This is a genomic window from Streptomyces mexicanus (assembly GCF_902506575.1).
Classification (GTDB): Bacteria; Actinomycetota; Actinomycetes; order Streptomycetales; family Streptomycetaceae; genus Streptomyces; species Streptomyces mexicanus.
The window spans coordinates 5,861,650-5,877,524 of record NZ_LR732544.1 but is presented as its reverse complement, the minus strand read 5'-3'; the positions used below and the strand labels follow the sequence as shown (position 1 = coordinate 5,877,524).

Below are 15,875 nucleotides of genomic sequence, written 5' to 3'. Positions count from 1 at the left end.
CAGCCCCTGGTGCTCGCGCGGTTTCGACCGGTGGTTGCTCACTTGACCCGGTCCGTACGGTGTTCGGGTGAAGGACATTCTGATCGACGAACTCCGCACCGCGTATGACGCCCAACTCCGCGGTGTCACCTCGCCCGGCGGCAGTGTCCGCATCGAGAAGGACGGCCCCCTGACCCGCGTCGTCGGGTGGCACCGCGGCTTCGTCACGGGCCCACGCGACCTTGGTCTGTACGGGGAAGAGCTCGACGCACTCATAGCGCGGCAGCGTGACTTCTACGCTGCCCGTGGTGAGCCGGTCGAATGGAAGACTCGCGCTCACGATCTCCCCGCCGACCTCACTGACCGACTCGCTGCGGCCGGCTTCGTCGCCGAGGACAGCGAAACCGTGCTCATCGGGCGGTCCGCGGAGCTTGCCGCCGACCCCGTTCTGCCCGCCGGTGTGACCCTCCGCCGTGTCACCGCCAGGTCGGACCTCCAGCGCATCGCGGCTTTGGAGACCACCATCTGGGGCGAGGACCGGAGTTGGCTGGCCGACGACCTGGCCGCACGGATCGAGAACGCCCCGGAAAGCACCGTCGTCCTCGTCGCCGAGGCACGCACTGAAGTCGTCTGCGCCGCCTGGCTGGTGTTCAACGACGGTGTCGACTTCGGCGGTCTGTGGGGCGGCTCGACGCTCAAGGAGTGGCGCGGACGGGGCATCTACCGGGCCATGGTCGCCCACCGGGCCCAGCTCGCTGCTGCCCGCGACATCCCCTACGTCTACGTCGACGCCTCAGCCGACAGCGCCCCGATCCTCACCCGGCTCGGCCTGCACGCGGTCACCACGACGACACCGTATGTCTGGTCGCCGTGAGCTGAGAAGCCGGCAGGGCTCTCGGAGGCGGTCGGGCGGGGGTTCCTCGCCGGGTTTCGACATCGACGTGCCGGCTGGGTTTCCGTGCCGTGTCGAGACCGGCCGACCTGCGGGAGACCCGACAGCAGGCAGCGGTGCCGGGCCCTCCTAGACTTCTCCGCCATGACTCAACGATGGCCTTTCATCCACCACCTGACCTTCATCGCCTCGGACCTCGAGGTGAGCACTCGTTTCTACAAGGCTGCGCTCAAACCCCTCGGTGTCATCGGTGAGGCGGCGGACGGTGGAGCGGAGTTCTGGGAAGCCGAGTTGGACACCCCCTCCTTCGGCCTGTACCCCGCGAACGGTGCCACGGTGACACAAGGCGCGCATATCGCGTTCACCGCCCGGGACCGAGCCGCGGTCGACTCCTTCTACGCGGCCGCACTGGCAGCCGGCGGCACGTCGCGGCACGAGCCTCGGCTGTGGCCCGAGTACGGCGCCTACTGCGCGTTCGTGGATGACCCGGACGGCAACAACGTCGAGGCGGTGTACAAGGAGCAGGCGTAGCACGAGCGCTCGGCGGTGAGCGCGGCGGTGGCGCGGTCGAGCGAAACCGACGCGACTGGATCATGTCGCTCATGTGCCGCGACGGCCGAGGGCGTGCCTGGCGCACAGGGGTCGCCCGGTTCGACCGCTGCCGGCGGCGCGACCGGCACCGGCGCAGCGCCGGGGCGTGCACCGGTCAGTGGCACAACGGCGGGGAGACACTCACAGGAGTGATCTGCCGCTTGGCCACTGACCGGCGGGGAAACTGCCCTGACACAGACCCGGTTTCACCTGACTGATTCGGAAAAGGGGTGGTCTGCCATGAACGCGGAGACTGTGCAGAACGAGGTGGAGGTCTACGAGCCTCCGATCCTGGTAGAGGTGGGCACCTTCACGGAAGAGACCCGCGGCCAAGGCTGGTGGGCTCCCGAGGGATGGGGCAGCGGGACGTGGGGCTGACATGCCCTCCGCGTGCGGCCGGCGCTGGTTCGTGGTCCTCCCGGACCGGGAACCGGCGCCGGCCGTCGCCGCGTCCCTGGCGTCGTACGCCTGCCACACACTGACCCATGCTTCGGGGCGCCCCTGGCTGGTCGGCTGCTGGCCGGCGGATCAGGAGGTGACGACGCGGGCGGGGGCCGTGCGGCTGGCGGCCCTGGGCCCCAGTGACCTGACGCCGGAGACTCTGGCCGCGCACGGCACCGCGGTGGACGGCGCCGCAGGGAGCTTCCACCTGCTGGCCTCCGACGGCGGCGAGGTGTACGCCCGAGGCACGGCCACCGGGACCCGCCGGTTGTTCACCGCTGCCGGGGGGCAGGTCACGGTGGCCGCCGACCGGGCCAGCACCCTGGCGTGGCTGACCGGGGCGGAGATCGACCGGTCACGGCTGGCGCTGCGCATGCTGCTGCCCGCCTTTCCCTTCCCGTACGAGACGGTGTCGATGTGGCGCGGCGTGGTCCCGGTACCGCCGCACCAGGCGCTGCGGCTGGGGTCGGACGGCAGGGTGCGCAGCGAACGGTGGTGGTGTCCCCCGGCATCCGACCTGCCCCTGGACGAGGCCGCGCCGCTGCTGCGCACGGCGCTGCGCGCGGCGATCGCCTCCCGGGTGCGTCCGGGACAGGTGTGGGGCGCGGACCTGTCCGGCGGCATGGACTCCACCAGCGTGTGCTTCCTGGCCCACCAGGCGGGGGCGGAGCTGGTGGCGGTCACCCTGCAGTGGTCCGCGCCCGCCAACGAAGACGCCCGCTACGCACGCCTCGCGGCCGGTCACCTGCCCGGCCTGACACACCTGGTCTGCCCGTCGGCGCAGCTACCGCAGCCGTTCACCGGCGCCTCCGACCGGCGGCCCGCGGGTGAGGAGCCGACGCCGGTACTGCGCTACCGGGCCCAACAGGAGCGCCTGGCCCAGGTACTGGCCGGACACGGTGCCCGCCGGCGGCTGTCCGGCCACGGTGGGGACCACGTGGTGACGCCTCCTGCCGCCTACGTGCACCCGCTGCTGCGCCGCAGCCCGCGCACGGGTGTGGCCCATGCCATGGCTCACCGGGCCCTGCGCCGCCGGCCCCTGTCGGCCACCGCCCGCGCCCTGTTGTCCGACCGGTCGCTGCCGCGCTGGCTGCGGCAGCAGGCCGCCGCTTTGGAGGCCGTCCGGCGTGACCGGGCACCCGATTTCGGCTGGGGCCCGCCGCCGGCGCTGCCGTCCTGGGCGACCGGCCGGGCGCGGGAACCGGCCGCCGCCGCCCTGCGTGCAGCGGCCGAGAGCACCGAGCCGTTGGGGTCCGACCGCGGGACGCACGCCTGGGTCCACCAGGCGCGCCTGGCCGGCATCGACGCCGCCCACCGCGCGGACGCCGGCATGCAGGCCCGACTGCCCGTCGAAGCCCCCTTCTGCGACGACGCCGTGCTCGCCGCCTGCCTGCGCGTACGACCCGAGGAGGCGGGCCACCCGGCTTCCTACAAGCCCCTGCTCGCCGCCGCGCTGCGCGGCATCGTTCCCCCGGCGCTGCTGCAGCGCACCACCAAGGACCACAGCAGTCAGGAGTGGTACGCGGGGCGGGCCGCCCAGCGGCCCGCGCTTGCGGCCTGGGCGGAGGACGCCCGCCTGGTCGCCGCCGGCCTGGCCGAGCCCGGCGCCCTGCGCCGCGCCTTCCTGGCACCGGCCCTGCTCCGCGGCGGCTGCGCCGAACTGGAGCACACCCTGGGACTCGAACAGTGGCTCCGCGACCTGGAGAGCCACCCGCACCCCGGCCACCTGAAGGAACACGCCTGTGAACCCGACACCTGACCCGGTACGGCTGCGCCGCGACGTGACCGCCTGCGACACCGAGGACGGAACAGTCCTGCTGGACGAACGCACCGGCCGCTACTGGCAGCTCAACACCACTGGGGCCCACATCCTGCGCCGCCTGCTGGACGGCGCCACGCCCGCGCAGATCAGCGAGGAGCTGGCGGCCACCACGGACGCCTCCCGGCAGCGAGTCGCCACCGACGTCACCACGCTGCTGAACCGGCTGACCGCTGCCCGGCTGACCGAGGGAGCGGGGCGGTGAGCCAGATCCTCGCATCCGGCGGCAGGCGGCCTGCGCTGCGCCGACGCGTGCCCGCCCGCATCGCCGTCCTGGCCGCCTGCCTGCTCGCCCGGCTCCCGCCCCGCCGTATCCGGCTGGTGCTGCGCCTGCTGCGACGCGGCGCCGCGCCGGCCACCCACGCCCAGGCCCTGGCCGCCCGCCAGGACATCACGGCGACCTCCACCCTGTGCGCCGGCACGTACTGCCTGCAACGCTCCCTGGCCACCACCTTGCTCTGCCGGATGCGGGGCAACTGGCCCACCTGGTGCACCGGCGTGAGAACGCCTCCGTTCACGGCGCATGCCTGGGTGGAGGCAGACGGCCGGCCCGTCGGCGAACCGGCGGACATCACCGCCTACCGCACGATCATCAGCGTCCGGCCTCCCCGCCGGCGTCGGGCGTGCTGATCACCGCGGGCGGCCGGCCGGCAGCATAGTGGTGGTGGTTCGCGCCGCGCCGCTGCGGCCGACGGCAGCCGAACGGCATCGATCAGCCCAGCGATGCGGTTGCCGCGCGCAGGTCTTCCAGGGCTGCCAGTGCATGCGGCGCGAGCCCTTCTGCATCGTCACGATCGCTTTCGGACCACTGGGCGTATCCCCGCTTGAACGCGAGGACTCCCAGCTCGGCAGCGAGATGCGCGGTCGGGTCCGGGACGCCGCGGGCGATGAGCGCGGCTGTCATGGCGGCCGCGAGACCGACGCTCTTCAGGGCGTCGCGCTCTTGGAGTTCGGTGCTGGCTGCCACGGCTGCTTTGAGGCGGGCGCCGAGTTCGCGGTTCGCCGGGCCCATGACGCTCGATGCGCGCTCGAGACCGGCTGCCACCGCCTGGAGCGGGGTGGCGCTCGCAGGGGCCTCGGCGATGCCCTCGGCGAGCAGCCTGCTGAGCGTCTCCTGACCGGCGACCAGTACCTCGCGCTTGTCGGCGAAGTGCCGGAAGAAGGTGCTCTTGGTGACGCCGGCACGCTCGGCGATCTGCGTGACCGTCGTTGCGTCGTATCCCTGCTCGGTGAACAGGTCGACGGCCGCAGCGACGAGTCGCTCGGTCGCTCCTGGTTGCCATCTACCCATGCGCACAGGATAAGCGATGGGACTCTTGTCCCGTCACCGTGTAGGGTGGTCAGTGATGGGACAAGAGTCCCATCACTTTCAAGGGAGGGCCCATGCACGTCTTCATCACCGGCGGCACCGGCACCATCGGCTCCGCCGTCGTCGCCGAGCTGCTCGGCAACGGCCACACCGTTCTCGCGCTGGCTCGCTCGGACGGCTCCGCACAGGCCCTGGAGAGCGCGGGTGCCGACGTACTGCGAGGAGACCTGGCGGACCTCGACGTCCTGCGGGCCGGCGCAGCGCAGTGCGACGGCGTGATCAGTCTGGCGTTCGGACGCGATTACGCCAGTCCGGACGCGCTCGCCCGGTCCATCGCCGAGGAGAGTGCCGCTCTCGCCACACTGGGACAGGAACTCATCGGCAGCGACCGCCCGATCGTCGCGGTTTCGGGTACGCCCTGGGTACCGGGACGCGCCTCGACCGAGGCCGATCCGCTGCCGACCGACGGGCCGGTGGGCGGTCGGGGCCGTTCGGTCGACGCGCTGCTGGATCTCGCCTCGCGCGGTGTGCGCAGCACGGCCGTCCGCATGCCGCGCACGGTCCACAACCAGGGCAAGGGCGGATTCGCCGGCCTGATGACCGATCAGGCGCGTCGCACCGGGGTGGCCGGGTATCCGGGCGACGGAAGCCAGCGCTGGCCGGCCGTGCACGCGCTCGACGCGGCGGTCCTGTTCCGTCTGGCCCTGGAGTCCGCACCGGCCGGGACGGCCTGGCACGCCGTGGCCGATGAGGGCGACAGGGTACGGGACATCGCGACGGTCATCGGCCGGCGGCTGGGCCTGCCGGTGAAGGAGGTCCCGCAGGAGGACTTCGGCCCGTTCGGCCCGATCTTCGCGCTGGACCAGCCGGCGTCCAGCGCCCACACCCGCGATGTCCTCGGGTGGCACCCGACCCACCCCAGCCTCCTTGAGGACCTGGAGAACATCCAGCCCTGACGGAGAACGTGCAGGAGGCAGGCGGCGGCTCGGGGAGGGTCGGGTGCGGGCCTTGGTGAGGATCCGTCAGTTCCCGAGGTGGGCGAAGCCGTGCTCGACCGGCGCCCGTCCGACAGCGATGACGCGGTGATCATCGCTGCTCTCGGGTGAATCAGGGGTCGGCACCCCGCCGCGGCCCACGCCGCCATCCCCTTCGCCTCCCCTGCCTGGACCGTGCGTCAGTCCTGGCGGGCCTGGACCAGGACTCCGAGATGGCGATGCCACCAGCTCCGCGTCCGGGCGGATTCGATCCGGTCGGCCACGAACGGCGTCGGCGCAGGTGGCCGGTGCTCGCGGGCCACCAGCTCACGGATGAGCGCGAGGCCGGGCAGGACATGACTGCGAGGGGGGCTCCGGCCGTCGCGCTGTGGGCGCGGCGGCGGGACATGGGGATCGCTCGTTGCTGGCGGGGGACGGATGCGGGCGGTGCGACGAGGAAATGGTGTCAGGGCTGGTCGATCTGCGCGGCGGCCTCCTCCAACTCGGCGACGGACCCGGCCATGATCGTCCGCACATGCCTGGTGATGTGCTGCACGGGCCAGTCCCACCACGCCACGGCGAGGAGCCGGGCGATGTCCGCGGCGTCGTAGCGGGTGCGGATGAGCCGGGCCGGGTTGCCGCCGACGATGCCGTAGTCGGGGACGTCTCCGGTGACCACGGCGCCGGCGGCGACGATCGCACCGTGTCCGATGCGTACACCGGGCATGACCGTGGCGCCGTGGCCGAACCACACGTCGTTGCCGACGACCGTGTCGCCCCGGCCGGGCAGGTCGGTGATCAGGTCGAAGTGCTCCGCCCAGGAGCCCCCCATGGTGGGGAACGGGAAGGTGGAAGGACCGTCCATGCGGTGGTTGGCGCCGTTCATGATGAACCGGGTGCCCGTCCCCACCGCGCAGTACTTGCCGATGACAAGCCGCTCGGGACCGTAGTGGTAGAGAACGTTGCGCGTCTCGAAGGCGGTCGGGTCGTCCGGATCGTCGTAGTACGAGAAGTCACCGACCTCGATCAGCGGCGACGTCACCAACGGCTTCAGCAGAACCATGCGCGAATGCTCGGGCATCGGGTGCAGCACAGTGGGATCAGCGGGAACGGGCGGCATCACGGGAACGGTTCCTCTCTGCTGAACCTGGAGCGACAACTGTCGCATGAAGACGCTGGCACAGCCCTGCCCCCTTGATCAACCGGATACTGATGGCCGATGACGGAACCGTTGTGCACCACGTCGGACCACCGTCCGGGCGGTCGCACCGCCCGCATCCGCGCCCGGATCCTCGATGCGGTGTGCGCCGAACTCGCTGAAGGCGGTCAGGAAGGACTCACGACGGAGGGTGTCGCGACCGGGAAAGAGAGATACGCGTCGAACGCGCCATCGAGCGCGGTGAATTCCTTGCACGACAGACCGACGCGCGGGGCCTGTTGATCGCCGCCACGGCACCGCTCTTCCACCAGCTGGTGCTCCTGCGCGCCGATCCGGACCCGCAACTCCCGGAAGGCGCCGCACAGGCGGCAGTCCTGGCGGCTGCCGCGGGTGCCTTCTCCCTCGGTCGGGAAGGGAGCATGTGATCGAGGAGGCAGAACGAACCCGAGCGCAGCCCGGAACGCGACAAGCCTCGCGCAGGACGGCAGCGGCCCCGGCGCCGCGGTTCGTCTCGCGCCCACCGGGCACATCACAGCACACCCGCGAACGATCTCCCGAGGACTATCAACCGCCGCCACCCCGCATCGGTCGTCCCACCGATACCCCGCGATCGGAAGCGGCGGGTGTCCCCTGCTCGGCCCCGGGTGGGCTTCAGCGGTGGAGGGAGACCTTGCCCGAACCGGCCAGCGTCCGCAGGCCCTTGTCCGCGCAGTGGGTGATGGAGCTGGTGGGAATGAGGCTGCCGCTGACCTTGGTGCCCGCCATCGGGCCGCGGGTGACCTTCCCGGCGAGGAGGCCGTCGGCGACGTTGGAGCTGTCATGGGTGCGGCGCACCGCCTGGACGGTGGAGGTTCCGACGCGGCGCCCGGAGCCGTTGCGCCAGGTGACGGTGGCCTTCCCGGTCAGGGGCGTGACCCTGCTGCAGTCGGCGCGTACCCGTGCGTCGATCTGCACGGTTGCCGAGCGCAGCTGCCGCCCGGCCCGCGTGGTCGCCCGGCAGTCGCTGAGCTGCAGGGTCGCGCGGGCGTGGATGGTCCGGGTGAGCGTGGTGACGGCCGGAGTCAGGGTGATCGGGCGGCCGGGTGCGGTGCGGGCGGCGCACGTGAGCAGGGCGGAGCCGGAGGCGCGGGCGGCTGGGACGAGGGCGGGGGTCTGTGCACGCGGGAGAGCCGGAGCGGCCAGCAGGAGCGCGGCCGCGGCGGGAACGAGGCGGCGTACCAGTCGGCTTGCGGTCGGACGGAACACGGGAACTCCTTGGATCGGTGGGTTCACGGGCAGGGCGGCGTGCGTCACACCCGTGGGGGTTCGGTCGCGCGGGCGGGGGTGCCGGCGGTGTCGCCGGCGCGGTGCTGCTGTGCGGGCAGGCGAGCCTCGCCGGCCCGGTGCGGCAGGAGGCGGCCGCACCAGGCCGGCAGCCACCAGTTGGCGCGGCCCATCAGCCGCATCAGGGCCGGGGCGAGCACCATCCGGACGACGGTGGCGTCCAGCACGACAGCGGTCATCACCGCGAAGCCGATCTGCCGCAGGTCCTGCCGGTGGGTGGTGAGCAGGCCCGTGAGGGTGACCACGAGCACCCCGGCCGCCAGGCTGATGGGCACCGCGGTGCGGCGCAGCCCGTGCAGGACCGCTGCCGGGTTGTCGCCGTGCGTCCGGTAGTGCTCGGCGATGCGGTGGACGAGGAAGACCTCGTAGTCCATGGACAGGCCGAAGACCAGGGTGAGGGTGATCAACGGCAGCAACGGGTTGACCGCGGGGTATCCGAGGACCGGGGTCGTCACGGCCAGCAGGCCGAAGGCGGCGGCGACGCAGAGCAGGTTCATCACGATCGCCTTCAGCGGGACGAGTACCGACCGGAACACCAGGAAGGTCAGCACGAAGGTGGCGCAGCAGATCACCGCGAGCACGCGCCAGATCCGGCCGCCGGCCTGCGTGGACAGGTCGTGCAGGGCGGCGGACGGACCGGCCGGCCCCACGGCCTGCCCGCCGGGCAGCAGCTCCGGCAGGAGGTCCTCGCGCAGGTGCTGCTGGAGGGCGTGCGCGGCGGCGGTGTCCGGTGCCTGGCCCTCGCCGGCCAGCAGGAGCGTCAGGTCACGGCCGTTGTCCAGGGTGGTGACCGCGGCGACCCGGTGGTCGGCGGCGAGCGCCGTGGACAGGGGCTCGGTGTCGACGGGGCCGGCGCCCACCGGGTGGGGCAGGGCGACCAGGGTGACGCTCGCGATCCGGTCCGCCTCCATCCTGGCCAGTCCGCCGCCGGTGGGCGTGCCGGCCAGCACGGACCGGTCGAAGTGCACCGCCGTACGCAGGCCGGCCACGGGGGCCGCCGCCAGCAGGAGCAGCGCCGTCGCGGCCGTCGCGTACCGCACGGGATGCCGCAGCAGATGGGCGGTCCACCGCTCCCAGGCGGTGGGGCCCGGCTTGCGGCGGCGCCGTCCCGGCCGGGCCCAGGGCATCGGGCCCCAGGCCAGCAGGCGGTCACAGGTGGCGAGCAGGGCCGGCATCAAGGTGAGCGCGGCGAGCGTCGCGGCCGACGCGGCCAGTACGGCGGCGAACGCGAGGGTGCGCAGGGAGCCGATGTCCGTCAGCAGCAGTCCGGTGGCGGTCGCCACGACGGCCGTGCCGGCCAGGGCGACCGTGGCGCCCGCGGTGGCGGCGGCCTCCACGGCCGCCCGGCCGGGCGGCAGACCCGCGGATCGCCGACTGCGGTGACGCAGCGTCAGCAACAGCCCGTAGTCCAGGCCCACGCCGAGACCTACGGTGGCCACCACGGTCACCGCGGTGGCATCGACGCCCTGGGACAGGCCGGTGACCGTCAGGACGCCGAGGGCGAGCGCGATCGCGCTGCCGGCCAGCAGCAGGACCAGCGCGGCGGCCCCCAGGGAGCCCAGCCCCACAGCCAGCAGCAGGGCCGCGGCGGGCACGGCGAAGGTCTCCGCCGACCGCACGTCCTGTGTCGTGGCGCGGGCCATCCGGGCCAGGACCGGGTCGAGACCGACGAGGGCGACCGACACAGCGCCCCGCGAACGGTCGTGCGCGACGCGCCGGGCTCGCTCGTCCAGGTCCGGCAGCGCACGGCGGGCGGTGTGCGTGTCACCGCGGATGCCGAGCATCACGTAGGTGTGACGGCTGTCCTGTCCCTTCACCCGGGGCACCGGCATGACGGCGCCGACCTGGGGGTCGGCGGCCATCGCCGTGGTGACGGCCTGGGTGGTGCGCTGGTACGCCGGGTCGGTGGCGGGCAGGGCGGAGGAGGTGAAGGCGAGCATGACCTGCTGCCGGCCGATGTCGGGGAACCGCCGGGCGATCAGGTCGGACGCGGCGGAGGAGGCCGAGCCTCCGACGGTGATGTCCGGTGGCTGCAGGGCCCGGGGCAGCGCGCAGAGCACGGTGACACTCGCCACGACCAGGACCAGCCACACGGCCGTCACCGCGAACCGGTACCGCACCACGACCGTCCCGATCCGGCGCACCGCCACCTCCCGACCCAGTTGTCGAAGGCGTTCTGGGTATCACGGACCGGCGGAGCACAGCGGCCACCGCGAACACTCCCGGGTCGCGCCGGACGCCCCGGTCCGCCCTGCGGGGCAAGGGCTCCCGTTGCCCCTCGTCACCCGGCGGCCATGACTCGAACGAGTGAGAAGCGGAGGACGGCCGAGTGGGAGACGAGGGACCGCTGGATCGGACGCGGCGGCATCGGACGCGCCGGACGGCCGGCTCCCATGAGCGCCGCACCGTCGGCCCGGAAGCGCCCTCGGGCCCGGGTGCGCAGGGCGCCACCCACAGCTTGTCTGCCGGTGACACGGGCCCGCTCCGGCTCCGGTGATACGGGCCGCTCCGGCCCCGGCGCGAGGGTCCCACGCCGCCACCCCACCGGACGAGTCCGCTCACCGTCTGCTCCCATTGGGCTACTGTCCGCCACGTGATCCGCACGACATCGTCCCTCGCGCCCCTTCCTCCGCAGGTCGGTGCCCGCCGGAGCGGTCCCGGTCCCGTGTCCGTCCCGCCGGGCGCCGGAGCCCGGGGGCGTATGTGCTGACCGCGGTCACCGGTGCCACCGGCTTCCTCGGCCTGCACCTGGTGCGTGAGCTGCTGGCGCGGGGGCGGCGGCTGCTGCTGCTCGCCCGCCCGCATCCGCTGCCGGCGCCCGTGCGGGTCGAGCGGTTCCTGCGGGCCTGCGGTGCCGACGAGGACGAACTCCGCGCGGCGCGCACCCACATGGAGACGGTCGAGATCGTGCTGGAGGACGGTTTCCTGGGGTTGGGCCGCGTGGCGTTCCAGCGCCTGGCGGACCGCGTCGACGTGCTGTGGCACTGCGCCGGGCACATCTCCTTCGCCGCGACCCTGCGGCAGGCACGGCGGACGAACGTCGACGGCACCCGGCACGTGCTGCGGCTGCTGTCGGCCGGCGAGCGCACCCCCTTGCTGTGCCACGTCAGCTCGGTCGCCGTGGCGGGTGCACGGACCCGCGGGGTCGTCGAGGAGACCGTGCTCGACGACTCCTTCGGGTTCAACACCCCCTACGAGCAGTCGAAGTTCGAGGCCGAGGCGCTCGTCCACCGCTGGGTGGCGCAGCACGGGGGCCGGGCCGTCGTCTTCCGGCCCAGCGGCCTGGTCACCCACCACCCCGCGCATCCCGCCCGGCCCCGCCATCCCCTGCAGGTGCTCGCCCGGCAGGTCGACACCGTGCTGCGGCACGACCCCGGGATGCTCACTTCACCGGGCACCATGACCCTGCCGGTTCCCCCGGGGGCGAGCACGAACATCCTGCCGGTGGAGCACGCCGCCTACGCGATGGTGGAGGCTGCCGAGCGGCACACCTCTCGTACGCCGCCCGTCCACCACGTGGTCAACCCCCGCAACGTACCCCTGACCGAGCTGATCGCCACCCTCGGCCGGCACTTCGGTGTCCGCGTGGACACGGCCGAGCACCTGCCGGCCGGGCAGCCCGACGTGCGGCGGGCGCTGCCCGCGTACGCCTACTGGCTGTCCGTCTCCCGTACCTACGAGGACGGCAACCTCGCCCGGCTCGGCCTGGCCTACCCGGGGCGACCGGCGATCGACCGGCACTATCTCGCCTCGGCCCTGCGCTGACCGGCCCCGGCCGGTCCGACCGGCCGTCCCGGCCCTCCCGCACCCACCACGACAGCAAGGAGCACGTGTTGCCCACCCAGCCATCCCACCGGCACGACATGCCCATCGCACTCGTCGGAGCCTCCTGCCGCCTGCCCGGCGGCATCACCTCGCTGGACGAGCTGTGGACGGCCCTGAGCGAAGGCCGGGACATGGTGACCGAGGCGCCCCCGGACCGCTTCGACACCTCCCGTTTCCTCGACCCCGACCCCCGGCGACCGGGCAAGACCTACACCGTCGCCGGAGGGTTCCTGGAGGACTACGACCACTTCGACGCCGACCACTTCGGGATCTCCCCGCGCGAGGCCGCCGGCATGGACCCGCAGCAGCGGCTGCTGCTGGAGATGGCGGTCGAGGCACTGGACGACGCCGGCATGGACCCCGACCGGATCGCGGGCTCGGACACCGCGGTGTTCATCGGCTGCGCCGGCTCGTCCGCGCTGGCGCTCAGGGGCACACTGCCGGAGGAGACCGACGCCTACACCATGACCGGAGGGGCGGCCTCCATCGTCTCCAACCGGCTGTCCCACGTGTTCGACCTGCGCGGCCCGAGCATGACCGTGGACACCGCATGCTCCTCGGCGCTGAGCGCGGTGCACCAGGCCTGCGAGGCGCTGCGCAGCGGCCGCAGCCGCACGGCGTTCGCCGGCGGCATCGGACTGCTGCTCGACCCGCACCCGTACATCGGGTTCGCCAAGGCGTCGATGCTGTCCCCGACCGGCCGCTGCCGTGCCTTCTCCGCCGCCGCCGACGGCTACGTACGGGCCGAGGGCGGCGCACTGGTCGTCCTCAAACCGCTCGCCGACGCCCTCGCCGACGGCGACCGGGTGCACGCCGTGATCCGGGCCAGCGGGGTCAACAGCGACGGACGCACCCAGGGCCTCGCCCTGCCCCGCAGCGAGGTGCAGGAGGACCTGCTGCGCACGCTGTACCGAAACGCCGGGATCTCACCCGACGAACTGGTCTACTTCGAGGCCCACGGCACCGGCACCCAGGCCGGCGACCGCGCCGAGTGCCAGGCCGTCGGCCGGGCTCTGGGCTCGGCACGCACCCGGGGGCCGCTGCCCATCGGGTCGGTCAAGAGCAACCTGGGACACCTGGAGGCGGCCTCGGGCATGCCCGCCCTGCTCAAGGCCTGCCTGGTGCTGCGCCACCGCCGGATCCCCGCCACCCTGCACGCCGAACCGCTCGCCACGGCCATCGACTTCGCCGCGCTCGGGCTGGAACCGGCGGTCACCGCCAGGCCGTTGCCGCCCTGCCAGGGGCGCGGCGTGGTCGGGGTCGGCTCCGCCGGTTTCGGCGGGGCCAACGCCCACGTCGTGCTCGCACCCGCGCCCGTCGACGCGATGGCGCAGGGCACCGGCGGACGGCCCGCGGGCACGGCGCTGCCCGTGCTGGTCTCGGCCCGCTCCGAGGACGTCCTCACGGTCGCCGTCCAGCGGATGGCCGACCACCTGGAGACGGTCGCAGCGGACGACTTCTACGACACCGCCTACACCGCGTGCCGCCGCCGGCACGTCCCCCCGCACCGCGCCGTGGTCCTGGCGCGCAGCCCTCAGCAGGCCGCCGACCGGCTGCGGCAGCGGGCCGCCTCCCTGACGATGCCGCCCCCGCCCGTCACCGACCGGGCCGCGCACGGCACCGTCGTGTTCGCCTTCTCCGGCAACGGCTCCCAATGGCACGGCATGGGAGCCGACCTCATGGCCCAGGTGCCCGCGTTCCGGGCCGCCGTCGAGGAGGCCGACGCGGCGCTGACACCGCTGCTCGGCTGGTCGGTGGCGCGGGAACTCGCCGAGCCGGGCGAGCCCGCGCGCATGGACCGCACCGAGATCGCCCAACCCGCCTTGTTCGCGCTCCAGCTGGGACTGGTCGCCGCGCTCGACGCGCACGGGGTGCGCCCCGACACGGTCCTCGGACACAGCGTCGGGGAGCTCGCCGCCGCCTGCGTCGCCGGTGCCCTGGACGTGCCGGCCGCCGCCCGGGTGGTGGCCGAACGCAGCAGGTTGCAGGCCACCACCATCGGCAGCGGCCGCATGGCGGCCGTCGGCCTGCCGGAGCGGGAGGCCCGCGCGCTGCTCCTGCCGTTCGGCGGGCAGCTGGAGATCGCGGCCGTCAACAGCGTCCGGGACGTCACCGTCAGCGGTGAGGAGGGCGCGCTGAAGGAGCTGGGCGGCCAACTGGCGGGCCAGGACGTCTTCTTCCGCCTGCTGGATCTCGACTACGCCTTCCACAGCCGGAAGATGGACCCCCTCGCCCCTGCGCTGAAGGAGGCACTGGCCGATCTGCGCCCCGGCGCGCTGCGCCTGCCGTTCGCCTCCACCGTGACCGGCACGCTGTGGCAGGGCGATCAGGGCACGGGGCTGGACGCCGGGTACTGGTGGCGCAACCTGCGGCGCCCCGTGCTGTTCGCCGAGGCCGCCGCCGCGGCACTGGCGGCGGGATGCGGCGCGCTCGTCGAGATCGGCCCGCACCCGGTGCTCGCCTCCTACCTGCGCAGGGCCGCCCAGACGGCGAAGGTGCCGGCCGCGGTCCTGCCCACCCTCCACCGCCACCGCGCGGGCGTCGACGCGCTGGAGGAGACCGTCGGCGGGACCCTGGCCGCGGGTGCCGGAGACTGGTCGGTCTTCTTCCCCGTGCCCGGGAAGGTCACCGGCCTGCCGGCACACGCCTGGCAGCGCCGGTCCTACCCGCTTCCGCCCGGCCGGACCTGGACCCGCACCTGCGGGGACGGCAGCCTCGACCACCCGCTGCTCGGCGAGCGTGCCGCCGCCCTGGAACCGAGCTGGCACCAGCGCCTCGACCCCGCCCGGCTGGACTGGCTGGCCGACCACAGGGTGAACGGGGCGGTGCTGATGCCGGCCGCCGGATACATCGAGGCGCTCCTGGCGGCCGGCAGCATCGCCCACGACACGCCGGTGGAGGTCACCGCGCTCGCCTTCAAGCCGCTGACTCTGCCGTGGGACGAGCCGGACATGAACGTGTGGCTGCACACCTTGCTGTCCGACGAGGACGGGGTGGCGCGCGTGGCCGGCCGCACCGGAGGCCCGGGAGAACCCTGGCGTCCCCACGCCCGCGGCCGGGTGCGGCGCCTGCTCGGCCGGGCCCCGGGCCGACTCGACGAGCAGGTCCTCCACCGGGACTTCCCCCGCGCCATCGAGGCGGATCAGATCTACACCCGGGCCCGCCGCAGCGGGCTCGACTACGGTCCGTGCTTCCGCGTCCTGGAGCACGTCCGCACCGACGGCCACGAGGCCGTGGCCCGCTACCGTGCCGATCACCTCCGGACCGCGGGTTTCCTGACGCATCCGGCGATCCTCGACGGCGCGCTGCAGGCCGGCGCGGTCCTGCTCCAGGAGGACGACGGTGCCGCCTACCTGCCCGCCGCCGTGGACACGGTCCGCGCCTGGCGGCCGGCCGCCGGCACCGGATACGTGAGGGTGACCGGGCGCTCCGCCGACGCCGCCGAGGCCGTCTGGGACGTCACCGTCGTCGACGACCACGGAGAGGTCTGTGTGGAACTCCTCGGCTGCCGGCTGCGGCGCTTCGAGGCCGGCGCCAGGCCACCGGTCAGTGCCTGCGTCGCC

13 protein-coding genes and 1 pseudogene are annotated in these 15,875 nt (G+C 73.6%); 10 read left to right on the top strand and 4 right to left on the bottom strand.

Annotated features, from left to right (window positions below):
• The first annotated feature begins 67 nt into the window (after positions 1-67).
• The 6 genes from GV126_RS26230 to GV126_RS26205 all read left to right on the top strand — a co-directional run bounded on the left by GV126_RS26230 (position 68) and on the right by GV126_RS26205 (position 4,352).
• The gene (locus tag GV126_RS26230) at positions 68-853 is read left to right on the top strand and encodes a GNAT family N-acetyltransferase (protein ID WP_159671437.1); all 786 of its coding nucleotides are present in this window, start codon (positions 68-70) and stop codon (positions 851-853) included.
• 162 nt (positions 854-1,015) lie between these two features.
• Positions 1,016-1,402, top strand: coding sequence for a VOC family protein (locus GV126_RS26225; RefSeq protein WP_159671435.1), 387 nt, complete (start codon positions 1,016-1,018; stop codon positions 1,400-1,402).
• Between the two features lie 300 nt (positions 1,403-1,702).
• The gene (locus tag GV126_RS26220) at positions 1,703-1,840 is read left to right on the top strand and encodes a lasso RiPP family leader peptide-containing protein (RefSeq protein WP_202035837.1); all 138 of its coding nucleotides are present in this window, start codon (positions 1,703-1,705) and stop codon (positions 1,838-1,840) included.
• Position 1,841: 1 nt separating this feature from the next.
• Complete coding sequence (locus GV126_RS26215) at positions 1,842-3,662, top strand: asparagine synthase-related protein (protein WP_159671433.1); 1,821 nt, start codon at positions 1,842-1,844, stop codon at positions 3,660-3,662.
• Positions 3,646-3,927: a lasso peptide biosynthesis PqqD family chaperone gene (locus GV126_RS26210; protein WP_236570109.1), complete on the top strand. Its 282-nt coding sequence runs from the start codon at positions 3,646-3,648 to the stop codon at positions 3,925-3,927. Before GV126_RS26215 ends, GV126_RS26210 begins: the two co-directional genes overlap by 17 nt.
• On the top strand, positions 3,924-4,352 hold the full coding sequence (locus GV126_RS26205) for a lasso peptide biosynthesis B2 protein (protein WP_159671431.1): 429 nt from the start codon (positions 3,924-3,926) through the stop codon (positions 4,350-4,352). The genes GV126_RS26210 and GV126_RS26205 overlap by 4 nt, the downstream gene beginning before the upstream one ends.
• Positions 4,353-4,434: 82 nt before the next feature.
• Here GV126_RS26205 and GV126_RS26200 read toward each other — a convergent pair whose 3' ends face one another.
• Positions 4,435-5,013, bottom strand: a complete 579-nt coding sequence (locus GV126_RS26200) for a TetR/AcrR family transcriptional regulator (RefSeq protein ID WP_159671429.1) — start codon at positions 5,011-5,013, stop codon at positions 4,435-4,437.
• A 92-nt stretch (positions 5,014-5,105) separates the two neighbouring features.
• On the opposite strand from GV126_RS26200, the gene GV126_RS26195 reads away from it, so the two are divergent.
• Positions 5,106-5,987: an SDR family oxidoreductase gene (locus GV126_RS26195; protein ID WP_159671427.1), complete on the top strand. Its 882-nt coding sequence runs from the start codon at positions 5,106-5,108 to the stop codon at positions 5,985-5,987.
• Between the two features lie 484 nt (positions 5,988-6,471).
• Here the strand turns inward: GV126_RS26195 and GV126_RS26190 are convergent, their stop codons facing one another.
• Complete coding sequence (locus GV126_RS26190) at positions 6,472-7,125, bottom strand: CatB-related O-acetyltransferase (RefSeq protein ID WP_159674107.1); 654 nt, start codon at positions 7,123-7,125, stop codon at positions 6,472-6,474.
• 99 nt (positions 7,126-7,224) lie between these two features.
• Here GV126_RS26190 and GV126_RS36680 point away from each other — a divergent pair.
• A pseudogene (locus GV126_RS36680) lies at positions 7,225-7,589 on the top strand (TetR family transcriptional regulator C-terminal domain-containing protein).
• A gap of 226 nt (positions 7,590-7,815) precedes the next feature.
• Here GV126_RS36680 and GV126_RS26180 read toward each other — a convergent pair.
• A complete protein-coding gene (locus tag GV126_RS26180; protein WP_159671423.1) occupies positions 7,816-8,409 on the bottom strand; it encodes a hypothetical protein in 594 nt (197 codons plus the stop codon).
• Between the two features lie 44 nt (positions 8,410-8,453).
• On the bottom strand, positions 8,454-10,631 hold the full coding sequence (locus GV126_RS26175) for an MMPL family transporter (protein ID WP_159671421.1): 2,178 nt from the start codon (positions 10,629-10,631) through the stop codon (positions 8,454-8,456).
• A gap of 559 nt (positions 10,632-11,190) precedes the next feature.
• Here GV126_RS26175 and GV126_RS26170 point away from each other — a divergent pair.
• The gene (locus GV126_RS26170) at positions 11,191-12,252 is read left to right on the top strand and encodes an SDR family oxidoreductase (RefSeq protein ID WP_159671419.1); all 1,062 of its coding nucleotides are present in this window, start codon (positions 11,191-11,193) and stop codon (positions 12,250-12,252) included.
• A gap of 68 nt (positions 12,253-12,320) precedes the next feature.
• A partial coding sequence (locus tag GV126_RS26165) for a type I polyketide synthase (RefSeq protein WP_159671417.1) occupies positions 12,321-15,875 on the top strand: 3,555 nt, incomplete at its 3' end.